The 14,733-nt window shown below is 74.0% G+C and carries 13 protein-coding genes; 1 reads left to right on the top strand and 12 read right to left on the bottom strand.

Going from position 1 to position 14,733, the window contains the following annotated elements; all coding sequences use genetic code 11:
- Positions 1 to 4: 4 nt before the first annotated feature.
- Positions 5 to 163, bottom strand: a complete 159-nt coding sequence (locus tag PUR56_RS31675; RefSeq protein WP_327676842.1) for a hypothetical protein — start codon at positions 161 to 163, stop codon at positions 5 to 7.
- A 185-nt stretch (positions 164 to 348) separates the two neighbouring features.
- On the bottom strand, positions 349 to 495 hold the full coding sequence (locus tag PUR56_RS31670) for a hypothetical protein (protein WP_329885152.1): 147 nt from the start codon (positions 493 to 495) through the stop codon (positions 349 to 351).
- Positions 496 to 794: 299 nt separating this feature from the next.
- On the opposite strand from PUR56_RS31670, the gene PUR56_RS31665 reads away from it, so the two are divergent.
- Complete coding sequence (locus PUR56_RS31665; protein ID WP_329951486.1) at positions 795 to 1,889, top strand: M48 family metallopeptidase; 1,095 nt, start codon at positions 795 to 797, stop codon at positions 1,887 to 1,889.
- A 78-nt stretch (positions 1,890 to 1,967) separates the two neighbouring features.
- Here the strand turns inward: PUR56_RS31665 and PUR56_RS31660 are convergent, their stop codons facing one another.
- From PUR56_RS31660 to PUR56_RS31615, 10 genes are all read right to left on the bottom strand, one after another.
- Positions 1,968 to 3,056 carry an SCO2583 family membrane protein gene (locus PUR56_RS31660; protein WP_329951485.1) on the bottom strand — a complete coding sequence of 363 codons (1,089 nt, stop codon included), beginning with the start codon at positions 3,054 to 3,056 and terminating at the stop codon, positions 1,968 to 1,970.
- 124 nt (positions 3,057 to 3,180) lie between these two features.
- Positions 3,181 to 3,768 carry an SCO2584 family spore wall biosynthesis protein gene (locus tag PUR56_RS31655; RefSeq protein WP_329951484.1) on the bottom strand — a complete coding sequence of 196 codons (588 nt, stop codon included), beginning with the start codon at positions 3,766 to 3,768 and terminating at the stop codon, positions 3,181 to 3,183.
- A gap of 148 nt (positions 3,769 to 3,916) precedes the next feature.
- Positions 3,917 to 5,239, bottom strand: coding sequence for a glutamate-5-semialdehyde dehydrogenase (locus PUR56_RS31650; protein ID WP_329951483.1), 1,323 nt, complete (start codon positions 5,237 to 5,239; stop codon positions 3,917 to 3,919).
- A gap of 102 nt (positions 5,240 to 5,341) precedes the next feature.
- On the bottom strand, positions 5,342 to 5,866 hold the full coding sequence (locus PUR56_RS31645; RefSeq protein WP_329885147.1) for a hypothetical protein: 525 nt from the start codon (positions 5,864 to 5,866) through the stop codon (positions 5,342 to 5,344).
- Between the two features lie 142 nt (positions 5,867 to 6,008).
- Positions 6,009 to 7,145 (bottom strand): glutamate 5-kinase, encoded by a 1,137-nt coding sequence (gene proB, locus PUR56_RS31640; protein ID WP_329885146.1) that lies wholly within the window; start codon positions 7,143 to 7,145, stop codon positions 6,009 to 6,011.
- Positions 7,146 to 7,387: 242 nt separating this feature from the next.
- Positions 7,388 to 8,866 (bottom strand): GTPase ObgE, encoded by a 1,479-nt coding sequence (gene obgE, locus PUR56_RS31635; protein ID WP_329951482.1) that lies wholly within the window; start codon positions 8,864 to 8,866, stop codon positions 7,388 to 7,390.
- 112 nt (positions 8,867 to 8,978) lie between these two features.
- Positions 8,979 to 9,236, bottom strand: coding sequence for a 50S ribosomal protein L27 (gene rpmA / locus PUR56_RS31630; RefSeq protein ID WP_209416555.1), 258 nt, complete (start codon positions 9,234 to 9,236; stop codon positions 8,979 to 8,981).
- Between the two features lie 12 nt (positions 9,237 to 9,248).
- Positions 9,249 to 9,566, bottom strand: coding sequence for a 50S ribosomal protein L21 (rplU, locus tag PUR56_RS31625; RefSeq protein ID WP_329885143.1), 318 nt, complete (start codon positions 9,564 to 9,566; stop codon positions 9,249 to 9,251).
- Positions 9,567 to 9,785: 219 nt separating this feature from the next.
- Positions 9,786 to 13,478, bottom strand: coding sequence for an Rne/Rng family ribonuclease (locus PUR56_RS31620; protein WP_329951481.1), 3,693 nt, complete (start codon positions 13,476 to 13,478; stop codon positions 9,786 to 9,788).
- A gap of 396 nt (positions 13,479 to 13,874) precedes the next feature.
- Positions 13,875 to 14,675, bottom strand: a complete 801-nt coding sequence (locus tag PUR56_RS31615) for a TIGR03936 family radical SAM-associated protein (RefSeq protein WP_329951480.1) — start codon at positions 14,673 to 14,675, stop codon at positions 13,875 to 13,877.
- Between the last annotated feature and the right edge of the window lie 58 nt (positions 14,676 to 14,733).

Here is a 14,733-nt window from a genome sequence, read left to right as displayed (position 1 = left end):
GGGCCTAGCGGTCCTTGTTGAAGCGGGTGGTCACGAAGAGCAGCAGCAGGAGGACGAACAGGGCGGCGCCACCCGTCAGGTACGGGTTGAGGCTGTCGTGGTTGCCCCCCTCGCCCTCGTTCGCGAGAAGGTTCAGGACGGGGAGTGCGGCGGCAGTGCTCATGGTCGGCGGACCTTCTCGGCTCGGTGACGGGCAGGAGGTGTCGTCGGGCCGGTGAGGGCCCGTCCGTCATCGTACGGGGGGTTACACGGCAACCGCTCGGCGGCCCACCGCGTCTGAACCGCCGTGAGCCCGCGCCCGCGGACGTCCCCGCGCCGATGCACGGCCGACCGCCGGTCCGCGGCAGGTCAGTTGTTGCGGCCGGCCCGGAGCAGGAGCCAGGCGAGCAGGCCGACCCCGACGAACGAGGCCACCACGATGATCCGCAGGAAGATCCCGGGACCGTTCTCCGAGGAGATCGGGGCGGCCAGGCTGACAAGGGCTTCGGTGGACATCTGCGGGCTCCTCGGACTGCTCGGTGCCGCGGCCAGGTCTGGCTCGGCTCTCCCGGGCATTCAGGGTAAACCGGCCTCACACCGGCGCCGCCCACCGCCCCCTCGGCCCCGGAAACGCGTCGCCGGGCACGCACCCGGGCCACGCCCAGGGCCCGCCACGGGCGCCCGCCCGGGCGCACGTAGGGTGACGGCGGGGACGAGTACGCAACCGCGGACGTTGCAGAGACAGTCGTTGTAGGCGAAGAGCAGCGGGGGCCGGCCAGCGGCCGGGGCCGCCGTCGACCAGGAGGTACTCACACATGACCGACACGACCGCGAAGACCCCGAGCCGTCGCCGCCAGCGGTTCCCGGAGATCTCCACCCGGGCCTGGGAGCATCCGGCGGACCGCTCGGCGCTGGTCGCGCTGCGCAAGCTGACCGGCTTCGACGACGTGCTGAGGAAGCTCGCCGGTCTGGTCTCCGAGCGCTCGATCCGCCTGATGTTCCTGGCCACCGCCGTGAAGACCTCGGAGCGCCAGTTCCCCGAGCTGCACGCCATGGTCCGCGACGCCGCCTACGTGCTCGACCTGGACAAGGTCCCGGACCTGTACGTCACCCAGGACCCGGCGGTCAACGCGTTCTGCATCGGCATCGACACGCCGATCATCGTGGTCACCAGCGGCCTGGTGGAGCTGCTGGACGAGGAGGAGCTGCGCTCGGTGATCGGCCACGAGGTCGGTCACGCGATGTCCGGCCACGCGGTGTACAGGACGATGCTGCTGATCCTCACCAACATCGCCGCCCGGATCGCCTGGGTGCCGCTGGGCAACCTGGCGATCATGGCGATCATCACCGCGCTCAAGGAGTGGTTCCGCAAGGCCGAGCTCTCCAGCGACCGGGCCGGCCTGCTGGCCGGACAGGACCTCCAGGCGTCCATGCGGGCCCTGATGAAGCTGGCCGGCGGCCACAACCTGGCCGAGATGAACGTCGACGCCTTCCTGGAGCAGGCCGAGGAGTACGAGAAGGCCGGGGACCTGCGCGACGGCGTGCTCAAGCTGCTCCAGGTGCTGCCGCAGAGCCACCCGTTCGCGGTGGTCCGGGTCGCGCAGCTGAAGAAGTGGGCGGAGGGCGACGAGTACCGCTCGATCCTGGCCGGCGCCTACCCGCGCCGCACCGACGACTCCGAGACCTCGGTCGGCGACCAGTGGAAGGCCGCCGCCGACCACTACACGACCACGGTGAAGGAGAGCAAGGACCCGCTGATGGGCCTGATCCGCGACGTGGCGGGCGGTGCGGCCACCGTCGGCGGCAAGCTGCGCGACACCTTCACCGGCGCCACCCGCAACGGCAACGGAAACGGCGCCAACGGGAACGGGAACGGCAGCAACGGCGACGGTTCCCGCGACGGCAGCTGACCCGCTCCCCCGCACACCAGGACGGCCCTCGGCACCCGCCGGGGGCCGTCCCGCTGCCCCGGCCCGACGGCTCCCGCCTCAGCTCCCGGCGAGCACCCCGCACATCTGCCACGCCGGCCGGGCGTGGTTGCCCGGGTCGACGGGCGGCGGCACCGTGGACGGCGAGGCCGGTGGCGGCGTGGGCGGCGCGGCGGCGTCCGCGGTCGCCAGCACCGGCTGGACGGCGCCGGCCAGCGAGCCGTCGCACGGCGCGGGCCCGGCCTGCAGCACCGAGTCCACCAGCCGCAGCCGCGCCGACGCCAGGTCGGTCCGGTCGAACTCGAAGCTCAGCTGTCGCCGCACGGTCTCCAGGGTGACCGGCGCGCCGCTCGGCGCACCGGCCGCCTTCAGCGCGTAGACGAAGGTGTGGTCGGTGGCGATCTCCAGGGTCCCGTTGTCCGCCTCGTCGATCCGCATCGCGCCCGCGACCTTCACCGTGTCGGCGGCCAGCGCGACCTGCGCCGGGTCGAACCGGACCAGCCAGCCGGTCAGCGCGTGGTGCCGGTCGTCGGTCGGCTGGACCACGCTGGCGTCGAACTGCGCCTGCTCGCCCGGCGTCACGAAGGCCCGGACGTCGGCGGTCGCGCCCTGCACCAGCGTGGCGGGCGCGAGCGAGGAGGCGACCAGGTAGCGCTGGACGGTGTCGAGCGCCTTGGTCACCTCGATCCGGGAGAAGTGCCCGGTCGCGGCCCCGGCCGGCGTCCCGAGCCCGACCGCGCCGTCGCCGTAGCCTGGCGGCAGTCCGGCGAACGGGTCGGCCGGGTCGGCGACCGCCCGGACCGCCGAGGCCGGACTCAACGCCACCAGGCTGACGGTCAGTTGACTTCCCTCGGGCCGGGCCGCGGGGCGCGTCGGCGAGCTCACTCCGAAGTAGACGGCGGCGCCGAAGGCCAGCAGGATCACCAGCAGCAGGGCGAGCGCCTGGCGGGGCACGGTGCCCAGCGGCCCGAGGCGGACCTTGGGCCGGGTGGCCCTGCCGTACGCGCCGGCCAGCCGTTCCCGCGCCGACAGCTCCTGGATCCGGGCAGCGCGGACGAACGACTCGTCGAAGACCACGGACCGGTATTCGTCGTCGTTTCCGGAACCACCGTCGGGCGCACCCTCCGGAGGCTCACGCGGGTCACCCATGACACCAGGGTAAGGCGCACCCTCGCCCCGCCACGAGGCCTCTGACACAGAACACCGGAAGCTCTCCGTGACCGGTGGCAGCCGCCCCGGGGCGCAACGGGCCGCCGTCCCGCCGGTCGGCGGCTCAGCCCGCCGGGGCCGTGACCACCAGCGACGGCTCAGCCGGGGGCGGCGCCGGGTCGTTCCCCGGGCTGCTGTTCCCGGACTCGGGCCGCCTGGGCGCGCCCCCGGGGCCGCCCACACCCTGGTAGACGGCGGCGACCGCCATGGCGATCAGGCCCACGCCCATGATCACGGCGAGCACCCAGGCCACCGGCCGGTGCCAGCGCTGCTGGGCGACGTAACGGCCGCGCCGAGCGCCGAGCGGGTCGAAGCCGACCCGGCCCCAGCGGCGCGCACGCCGCTGGGTGGACCGGCCCGGGCCGGTCCACGGATCGGGATAGCGGTGATCGTCGTCGAGTCCGCCCGGGTACGGGCGGAGCTCCAGCGGCACCCCGTCACCGACCGGGGCTTCGTAGCCCCAGGCCGGACCGGCCGCGTCCGGCTCGAACCGGGCCTCGGCAGCGGCGAGCTGCCGCTCCTTGGCCGTCGGCTCGTGCACGGCGGCGGACCGCACGAAGGCCTCATCGAAGACCACGGTGGCGAACTCGTCGTCCGCACCACCGTGGTCGGCGCCGTCGGGGTACGGCAAGCCCCCCACATCCTCAGCCACGGATTCAGCGTATTACCGGGAGGGCGATTTGTCTGTGGCTCCTCGCAGTTGGTCCATCACCCGTGTGACGCGGGCCTGCCCGGACCGGCCCCCGGGCGCTGCCTGTCTCCGGCCCGGGCCCCGGGCCGGAGACCGCTCCGGACGCCGGTCAGACGGCGTCGGCCGTGCCCCCCACGGTCTGCGTCGCCTCGCCCCGCACATGCCCGTCACCAGTGACGATGTACTTGGTGCTGGTCAGCTCGGGAAGCCCCATCGGGCCGCGGGCGTGCAGCTTCTGGGTGGAGATCCCGATCTCGGCCCCGAAGCCGAACTCGCCGCCGTCGGTGAACCGGGTGGAGGCGTTGACGGCCACCGTGGTCGAGTCGACCAGCTGGGTGAAACGGCGGGCGGCGGCCTGCGAGGTGGTGACGATCGCCTCGGTGTGGCCGGAGGACCAGCGGCGGATGTGCGCGACGGCGGCGTCCAGCGAGGGCACCACGGCCGCGGCCAGGTCGTAGGAGAGGTACTCGGTCTCCCAGTCCTCGTCGGTGGCGGGCAGCACCGTGGCGGCCGTGCCCTCGGCGGCCTTGAGGACCGCGTCGTCACCGTGCACGGTGACCCCGGCCTCGGCGAGCGCGGCGAGGGCGAGCGGCAGGAAGGCGTCGGCGACGTCCTGGTGGACCAGCAGGGTCTCCGCCGAGTTGCAGACGCTGACGCGCTGTGCCTTGGAGTTGAGCAGGATGCCGACGGCCATGGCGAGGTCCGTCTGCGCGTCCACGTAGACGTGGCAGTTGCCGGTCCCGGTCTCGATCACCGGAACGGTCGAACCCTCGACGACGGCGCGGATCAGCGAGGCACCGCCGCGCGGGATCAGCACGTCGACCAGGCCGCGGGCCCGCATCAGCTCCTGGACGGAGTCCCGGCTCTCGCCCGGCACCAGCTGGACGGCGTCGGCGGGCAGCCCCGCCCCGGCGACGGCGTCGCGCAGGACGGCGACCAGTGCGCTGTTGGAACGGTAGGCGGAGGCCGAGCCGCGCAGCAGCACCGCGTTGCCGGACTTCAGGCAGAGCGCGGCGGCGTCCGCGGTGACGTTCGGCCGGGCCTCGTAGATGATGCCGACCACGCCGAGCGGCACCCGGACCTGGCGCACGTCCAGACCGTTGGGCAGGGTGTAGCCGCGGATCACCTCGCCGACCGGGTCGGGCAGACCGGCCACGTCGCGGACGTCGGAGGCGATCGCGGCGATCCGCTCCTCGGTGAGGGTCAGCCGGTCGATCACCGACTCGGGGGTGCCGGCCGCGCGGGCGCGGGCGACGTCCTCGGCGTTGGCGGCGGTGATCTCGGCCGCGCGGGCCACCAGGGCGTCCGCGACGGCCTGCAGCGCGGAGTCCTTCGCCCCGCGCGGCAGCGGGGCGAGCGCGGCGGCCGCCTCCCGGGCACGGCGCGCTACGGCGAGGACGGGGCTGTCGGCGGTGGCGAGATCGCTGGTCATGCGCCAAGGGTAGCGACTGCCCCGACCCCGCCCGCCGGGTATTTCGCCCGGTGAGACACCCCCGGCCCGACCCGGCCCCCGGGGGTGTCCCGCCGGGGGCGGTCAGTAGGGGTGGACTCCGCCCAGGTGCGGCTGCGCGCCGCCGAACCCCTCGGCGACCCGCTTGTGGTAGGTCGCCCGGTCCACCACCTCCAGGCCGACGATCTCCCACGGCGGCAGGCCGGCGGTCACCTTGTGCTCGCCCCAGAGCCGCAGCGCGATCGCGGCCGCGTCGTGCAGGTCCCGGGCCTGCTCCCAGTACCGGATCTCCGCGTGGTCGGCGGCGTAGCGGGCGGTCAGGAAGAACGAGTGGTCGTGCGCCAGCCGCTCCAGCCCGGCCCGCAGCGCGGTGAGCGGGGTGACCTGCCCGGCGACGCTCAGCACCACGTGCCAGAGCCGGGCCTGCTCGGGCACGACGGGCGGCTCGGTCTCGTCACGCCGGTCCGGCCGGAGCGGGCGCACCGTGCCCGGCCCCTGGGACGGCGGACCGGACGAACCCGCGGGAGCGTCGCCCCCGCCGCCGTCGATGCTGGTCAGCCGCCGGCCTGCCGTCCCTCCGGTCAGCGCTGCCTCGCGCCTGCTTTCCACCGGCGGCCTCCTGTTCGGCGATGTCGTGTCGTCGTGCCCGCCGGCCCCGGCCCGACGCGTACGGCTGCGCCCCTCCTCGCCCGCGGCCGGACGTGCTCCCCGTGCGGAGCCGCCCGCCTTCCGCCGGCCGGCCCACGGCCGGTCAGCCGCGCAGGACGACCAGGTCGTCGCGGTGGACGACCTCCCGCTCGTAGGCGGCGCCGAACTCCTGGGCCAGGTCTCGGGTGGACCGGCCGAGCAGGCGGGGCAACTCCCTCGCATCAAAGTTGACCAGTCCGCGCGCCACGATGTGGCCGTTTTCGGCAAGAAGGTCCACCGGATCGCCCGCGGCGAACTCGCCGTCCACCCCGACCACCCCGGCGGGCAGCAGCGAGGCGCCGCCGGAGACGACGGCGCGGACGGCTCCGGCGTCGAGGTGCAGGGCGCCGCGCGGGCTGCTGGCGTGGGCCAGCCAGAGCATCCGGTCGGAGGAGCGGCTGCCGGTGCGCCGGAAGAGGGTGCCGGTGGGCCGGCCGGACAGGGCGTCGGCGGCGTGGCTGGCCGCGGTGAGCACCACGGGGATGCCGGCGCCGGTGGCGATCCGGGCCGCCTCGACCTTGGTGACCATGCCGCCGGTGCCGACGCCCGCCTTGCCCGCGCTGCCGATCTCGATGCCGTCCAGATCGTGCGGGCCGGACACCTCGGCGATCCGGCTGGTGCCGGGGCGGCTGGGATCGCCGTCGTAGAGGCCGTCCACGTCGGAGAGGAGGACGAGCAGGTCGGCCCGGACCAGGTGGGCGACCAGCGCGGCCAGCCGGTCGTTGTCACCGAACTTGATTTCGGCGGTGGCGACGGTGTCGTTCTCGTTGACGATCGGCATCGCGCCCATCGCCAACAGCTGGTCGAGGGTCCGGTAGGCGTTGCGGTAGTGGACGCGGCGGCTCGCGTCCTCGGCGGTGAGCAGCACCTGGCCGACCCGGAGGCCGTAGCGGGCGAAGGAGGCGGTGTAGCGGGCGACCAGCAGGCCCTGGCCGACGCTGGCGGCGGCCTGCTGGCGGGCGAGGTCCTTGGGGCGCCGCTCCAGTCCGAGCGGGGCGAGGCCGGCGGCGATCGCGCCGGAGGAGACGAGGACCACCTCGGGGGCGTCGGCGCGGGCGCGCACCTTGGCGAGGGCGTCGACGAGGGCGTCGACGCGGTCGGCGTCCAGGCCCCCGGCCGCCGTGGTGAGTGAGGAGGAGCCGACCTTGACGACGATCCGGCGTGCGGTCAGCACCTCCGTCCGCAGGGAGTCCTCGCTCATCTCGCTGTTCGCCCTTCCGGTGTGGTGCGCTACGGCGGGGCCGGGCCCGGCCGCCACCCCCGCAATCTACGCGATCGGTACGGACCGTCCGCCGCGCGTTCCAGCCGCCGGACAGCGACCCGGACGGCGGCCCGGAGGCGGCCGGACGGCGGCCCGGAGACCGCGCCTTCCGCCGACCCCCCGTCAACGAGCAGGCCCCCGCCTCCCGTTCGGGAGACAGGGGCCGTACAGGCCGGTACCGGCTACTCTTCCTCGTCGTCGCCTTCCAGGGCGGCCGGACGGCCGCTGGAGAGCGCCTCGAAGGCCAGGAACTCCGCCTCGGCGGCGTCCCGGTTCTTCTGCTTGTCACGACGGCGGTCGACCGCGGGACGCGGGCTGTCCATGCGGTGGTCCTCACCGCGGCGGCCGAGCATCTCGGCGCCGGCGGCCATGGTCGGCTCCCAGTCGAAGACGACGGCGTTGTCCTCCGCGCCGATGATGACGGTGTCGCCCTCGTGGGCGCCGACCTTCCAGAGCTTCTCCTCGACGCCGAGGCGGGCCAGCCGGTCGGCCAGGTAGCCGACGGCCTCGTCGTTGGAGAAGTCCGTCTGGCGGACCCAGCGCTCCGGCTTGACGCCGCGGATGCGGAAGGCGCCGTCCTCCTCGGTGATCGTGAAGCCGGCGTCGTCGACGGCGGTCGGCCGGAGCACGATCCGGGTGGACTCCTCCAGCGGCTTGGCGGCGCGGGCCTCGGTGACGATCTGCGCCACGGCGAAGCTCAGCTCGCGCAGGCCCTTGCGGGAGGCCGCGGAGACCTCGAAGACGCGGTAGCCGAGCTCCTCCAGCGAGGTGCGGGTGAGGTCGGCGATGTCCTGGCCGTCCGGCACGTCGATCTTGTTGAGCGCGACCAGGCGCGGCCGGTCCTCCAGCCCGCCGTACTCGGCGAGCTCGGCCTCGATGGTCTCCAGGTCGCTCACCGGGTCGCGGCCGGGCTCCAGGGTGGCGCAGTCGAGCACGTGCACGAGCACCGAACAGCGCTCGACGTGCCGCAGGAACTCCAGGCCGAGGCCCCTGCCCTGGCTGGCGCCGGGGATCAGGCCGGGCACGTCGGCGATGGTGTAGACCGTGTCGCCGGCGGTGACCACGCCGAGGTTGGGGATCAGGGTGGTGAACGGGTAGTCCGCGATCTTCGGCTTGGCGGCGGAGAGTACCGAGATCAGCGAGGACTTGCCGGCGCTCGGGTAGCCGACCAGGGCCACGTCGGCGACGGACTTGAGCTCCATGACGATGTCACGGGCGTCACCGGGCTCGCCGAGCAGCGCGAAGCCGGGCGCCTTGCGGCGGGACGACGCGAGCGCCGCGTTGCCGAGGCCGCCGCGGCCGCCCTGGGCGGCGACGAAGCTGGTGCCGTGGCCGACCAGGTCGGCGAGCACGTTGCCCTGCCGGTCGAGCACGACGGTGCCGTCCGGGACCGACAGCACGAGGTCGTGGCCGTCGGCGCCGGTGCGGTGGCCGCCGGCGCCGGGCTTGCCGTTGGTCGCCTTGCGCTTGGGCGAGTGGTGGTACTCCAGCAGGGTGGTCACCTGCGCGTCGACGGTGAGGATGACGCTGCCGCCCTCGCCGCCGTTTCCGCCGTCCGGGCCGCCGAGCGGCTTGAACTTCTCCCGGTGTACGGAGGCGCAGCCGTGGCCCCCGTTACCCGCGGCGACGTGGAGCTCGACGCGGTCCACGAAGGTGGTCATGGGGTGTGCCTCCAGTACGAAGAGTGTGCGGTGCGATGTCGCTACCTGCGGTAAAGCACGAAGGGTGGACCGGATCATTCCGGCCCACCCCTCATTGTGAGTCTGGTGTGACTCAGGCCTCGGTGGCCACGATGTTGACGACCTTGCGGCCGCGGCGGGTGCCGAACTGCACAGCACCGGCGGTCAGCGCGAACAGGGTGTCGTCGCCACCGCGGCCGACACCGGCACCCGGGTGGAAGTGGGTGCCGCGCTGGCGGACGAGGATCTCGCCGGCCGAGACGACCTGGCCGCCGAAGCGCTTGACGCCGAGGCGCTGGGCGTTCGAGTCACGGCCGTTACGGGTAGAGCTTGCGCCCTTCTTGTGTGCCATCTCGCTATCCCCTTACTTGCTGACGGAGTCGATGCTCGTGATCCGCACAGCGGTGTGCTGCTGGCGGTGACCCTGGCGGCGACGGTAACCGGTCTTGTTCTTGTAGCGCAGGATGACGATCTTGTCGCCCTTGGTCTGGTCGACCACCTCGGCGTGAGCCTTCACACCGGCCAGCACCCACGGGTCGGAGGTGACAGCGTCACCGTCGACGATCAGGATGGTGGAGAGCTCCACCGAGTCACCCGACTTGGCCTCGATACGGTCGATCTCCAGCACGTCGCCGACGGCGACCTTGTGCTGGCGGCCGCCTGCGCGAACGATCGCGTACATGCGGTACCTACTTTCCTAACTCGGTCGGAGCTCCTGATGCCAGCCGCCTGGGTACGGACACAGGGGCCTCTCCCCGACACCTCTGACGAGGGCCCGGAAGGTGATGTGCTCGGGAGCAAGGCGTAGACACGCCGATGGTCAAGAATACGGACCGGCCGCCTCGGGAGCAAACCGGCACGTACGGGCCCGGGGCGGACTGGGTCCGCCCCGGGCCGGGCACTACTCGGCCGCCGTATCACCCTCGGCGGCCGCCGCCTTCTTGGCCGCCGCGCTGGTCCGCTTGGTGGCGGTCTTGCGGGCGGTGGTCTTCTTGGCCGCCGTCGTCGTCTTCTTGGCGACGGCGGTCTTCTTGGCGGCGGTCTTGCGGGCGGCCCGCTTCTTCGGTGCCGGCGCCTCCTCGGCGGGCTCCTCGGTCACGGCCTCCGTGTCCGCGTCCGTCCCGTCGGCGACCGCCTCGGCGGCCTCCTCCGTGGCGGCCGGCTCGACGGCGACAGGCTCGGCCGGCTCGGCGACCGGCTCGGCCGGGGCCTCCTCGGCGGGCTTCTCGGCGGCCGCGAAGGCCGACTGCAGCGCCGCCTCGGCCTTGGCCTGCAGGACGACGATCTCCGCACCGCCCGGGGCCCCGGCGGGGGCCGTGGCCTTGCGCACGGCACGGCGGCGGGTACGACCGGCCGGCGCAGCGGCGGGAGCCGTCTCGACGGCCTGCGGGGCCTCGACGACGGTCTCGACGGTCTCGACGGCCACCGGCTCGGCGGCGGGGACCTCGGCCCCCGGCACCTCGATCGCCAGCTGTCCCTCGATCTCCTCGTGCACCGGCGCGTCGAAGTCCTCGGCCGCCTCCAGGGTCTCCTCGGTCTCCTCGATCTCCAGGGCCTCGACGGCCTGCGGCTCCTCGTGGGCCGCACCGCCCTTGCCCCGGCGACGGCGCTTGCCGCCACCCGCGCCGGCCTCGACGGCGAGCGCGCCGCCGCCGTTGCCGTGGACGTGGGAGCTCGGCTGCTCCATGTGGACGATCACGCCGCGGCCGTTGCAGTGGACGCACGGCTCGGAGAAGGACTCCAGCAGGCCCTGGCCGACCCGCTTGCGGGTCATCTGCACCAGGCCCAGCGAGGTGACCTCGGCCACCTGGTGCTTGGTCCGGTCCCGGCCCAGGCACTCCAGCAGACGGCGCAGCACGAGGTCCCGGTTGGACTCCAGGACCATGTCGATGAAGTCGATCACGATGATGCCGCCGAGGTCGCGCAGCCGCAGCTGGCGCACGATCTCCTCGGCCGCCTCGATGTTGTTCCGGGTGACCGTCTCCTCCAGGTTGCCGCCCTGGCCGACGAACTTCCCCGTGTTGACGTCGATGACGATCATCGCTTCGGTGCGGTCGATCACCAGCGAACCGCCGCTGGGCAGCCAGACCTTGCGGTCCAGCGCCTTCATCAGCTGCTCGTCGATCCGGTAGGTGGCGAAGACGTCCACCTCGGAGGTCCACCGCTGGAGCCGCCCGGCGAGGTCCGGCGCCACGTTGGAGACGTAGTCGTGGATGGTGTTCCACGCCTCGGTGCCGGAGACGATGACCTTGGTGAAGTCCTCGTTGAAGATGTCGCGGACGACCCGGACGGTCATGTCCGGCTCGCCGTACAGCAGCGCCGGGGCGTTCCCGCTGGTGGCCCGCTTCTGGATGTCCTCCCACTGCTGCTGCAGCCGCTGGACGTCGCGGGTCAGCTCCTCCTCGGAGGCGCCCTCGGCGGCGGTGCGCACGATGACGCCCGCGTCGTCCGGGACGATCTTCTTGAGGATCTGCTTCAGACGGGCGCGCTCGTTCTCCGGCAGCTTGCGGGAGATGCCGGTCATCGAGCCCTCGGGCACGTACACCAGGTAGCGGCCGGGGAGCGAGATCTGGCTGGTCAGGCGGGCGCCCTTGTGGCCGATCGGGTCCTTGGAGACCTGGACCAGCACGGACTGGCCGGACTTCAGCACCGACTCGATCCGGCGCGGGCCGCCGTGGCCGCCCAGCGCGCCGAAGTTGACCTCACCGGCGTACAGGACCGCGTTGCGGCCCTTGCCGATGTCGACGAAGGCGGCCTCCATCGACGGCAGCACGTTCTGGACCTTGCCCAGGTAGACGTTGCCGACGTACGAGGTGGCCTGCTCCTTGTTGACGTAGTGCTCGACCAGCACGCCGTCCTCAAGGACGCCGATCTGGGTCCGCTGGCCGTTCTGGCGCACCACCATGACGCGCTCGACCGACTCGCGGCGGGCCAGGAACTCGGCCTCGGTGATGATCGGCACCCGACGGCGGCCCAGCTCGCGGCCCTCGCGGCGGCGCTGCTTCTTGGCCTCCAGACGGGTGGAGCCCTTGATGGACTGCACCTCGTCCGGGTCGAACGACGGCTCGGTGGAGCGGCGGCGCGGCTCGCGCACCTTCACCACCGTGCGGACGCCGTCCTCGGTGGTCTCGGCGGCCTCGACGGCGCCGGACTCACCGCTGCGGCGGCGACGGCGACGGCGACGCCGGGAGGAGGACAGGCCGGAGGCCAGGTCGTCCTCGTCGTCCTCCTCGTCCTCGGCGGCGGCGAGCGCAGCGTCGGCGGGGTGCACGGTCTCCGGGGCCTCGGCCTCGGTCTCCTCGGCCTCACCGCGGCGGCGGCGACGGCCACCCCGGCGGCGGCGGCGCGACGGGCGACCGTCCTCCCACTCGTCCTCGGCCTCGGCCTCGGGGCCGGTGGCGGGGGCCTCGACCACGGGCGTCTCGACCGGCTCGGCGACGACGACGGGCGCGGGACGCTCGACGGCGGCCGGACGCTCGACGACGGGCGCGGGCCGCTCGACGGCGGCCGGACGCTCGACGGGCGGCTTCTCCGCGGCGGCCCTGCGCTGCCGGCCCGAGGACTGCACGCGGACCTGGGTGCGGGTGCGACGACGGCGGCCGACGCCGCTGTACTCGAACTCGTCCTCCTCGCCACGCTCCTCCGGCACGGCCGGGGCCTCGACCGGGGCAGCCGCCGCGGCGGGCTGCGCCGCGGGTGCCGCGGGCGGGGCGACGTAGGGGGCCGGCTCCTGGAAGACCGGGGCCTGGAAGATCGCGGTGGACGGGCGGACCGCGCGGCGGCGCACCCGGCCGGTGACCGGCTCGGGCTCGGCGACCGGTGCGGGCGCCGCGGCGACGGGCTCCGCGACGGCGGGCTTCACCTCGGCGGCCGGCTCCTCGGCCGGCTCCTCCTCGGCCACCGGCTCCTCGACGGCCGGCTCGACCGGGGTCTCGACGACCGGGGCCGCCTCGACCACACGGCGGCGGCGGGGACGGCGGGCCGGCGCGGCGGGCGCCTCCTCCACCGGAGCGGCCTCGACCGGCGCCACCTCGGCGACGGCCGGCTGCTCGGCGGCGGGCTGCTCCTCGACCGCCGGTGCCTCGACCGGAGCGGCCTCGGCCTTCTTGCGGGTCCTTCGGGCCCGCACGGGCTTCTCGGCCGCGGGCGCCTGGTCGGCGGCCTTCTCGGCCTTCGCGTTGTCGGCCTTCGCGGCCCTTCCGGCGGGCTTCTCGGCCGCCGGGGCCTCGGTGTCGGCCGGGACGGCGGTCGCACCGGCGTCCGGCGCGGTGACGACGATCGAGGTGGCCTCGGGCGCACCGGCGGGCGCCTCGGCCCGCTTGCGGGTCCGACGGGCGCGCACGGGCTTCTCGGCCGCCGGTTCGGCGGCGGGCGTCTCGGCGGCGGCCGGCGTCTCGACCGGCTTCACCTCGGCATCGGCCGGGATGACCGTCTCGGCGACCGCCGAGGCCGCGCCCTGCGGCGTTCCGGCCGGGCGGGACACCGCGCGGCGGCGCCGACGCGGCGGCGCGGCGGACGCGCCGTCGCCACCGGTCACGGTGGTGTCGTTCTGTTCCGTCGCCGCGGACTGCTGCGGATCGGTGTTATCGAGCATGCGGGTGGATCTCCCGTCAGGCCCCCGGGCTCCGCATCCTGGCACGGCGGGGCACCGGTGGCGCCGGCCGGCATCATGACGATGCTCGGGCCGGACCCTTTCACGGTGCCGCCGCGCGGACGCGAGGCCGCACAGGGGCTCGTAGTCTCGCTCGGCGCCCCGCACTCGCGGGGTGTCGAAAGTCTTCTGGTCTGACCAGTCTTCTGAGGTTTTCCCAAGCTGCGCCGTTCCCCAACCCCGGGTGGCTCCCGGACGGGGTCCTCGGGCCCACCGACCATCGGGGTCGGAGGGCCACAAGAGGCCGGCCTGTGCTTCGACGACGCTCGCTCCCCTGGGGAGCAGCGGGGGCCTGGAGGACCAGCGGGCCCAGTGTGAACTGGACCCGGCCTCCGCCCGCTAGGCGGACGCGGTTGCGCGCGGCTCGCCGGCCGTCAGAGGGCCGGCCGTGGCCGCGGCGCGGTCGAGCGCCAACGGGTCGGTCACCGTGCCGGTCTCCTCGTCTAGCGGCCCCTGCGCCAGCCTGGTCACCTCTGCGGGGACCGGCGGCGCCAGGTCGGCCGTCACACGGAGACCGGACAACACGTCGTCGGGTCGTACGGCGGGTGTGGCCTGTCGTACTACCAGGCGCAGTATCGCACAGGGACGGCCGGTCCGAACATCGCGGCCCCCTTCGCCGTCCGTGTCCGCACCGTCGTCGACCTGCGGCGAGGCGATTTCGAGCGCCGCCACCGCGCCGCGCGCGTCGAAGACACGCACGCCGTTCTTGGTGAGGCGTTCGACCTCGACCCGCTCCTCGGCCAGGAACGCCGCGATCGCGCGGGCCGCCTCCTCCGGGGTGACACCGTCCAGACGGACCAGCCACTCGGAGGCTTCCAGGCGCTCCACGAAGTTCGGCGTCCGCACCTCGACGGCGTCGATGACGTCCAGACCCGCGGGGAGCGATTCGTCCAGTTGGGCGCGCAGCTCCTCGGGGTCGCGCAGTGCGGCGAGGCCGATCTCCAGGTACTCCGCCTCGCTGGCCACACCGGTCGGTGCCGCGTTGGCGTACGACACCTTCGGGTGCGGAGTGAAGCCGGCCGAGTAGGCCATCGGCACGGCCGACCGGCGCAGGGCGCGCTCGAAGGCGCGTTGGAAGTCGCGGTGGCTGGTGAAGCGGAGCCGGCCGCGCTTGGTGTAGCGGAGACGGATCCGCTGCACGGTCGGTGCGGGCGGCGGACCGTCGGGCGTGCGGCGTGCCAGGTCGCTCAGTCCTTAG

This window comes from Streptomyces sp. BE303, assembly GCF_036290945.1.
Taxonomy (GTDB): domain Bacteria; phylum Actinomycetota; class Actinomycetes; order Streptomycetales; family Streptomycetaceae; genus Kitasatospora.
This window is presented reverse-complemented; position numbering and strand designations above follow the sequence as displayed.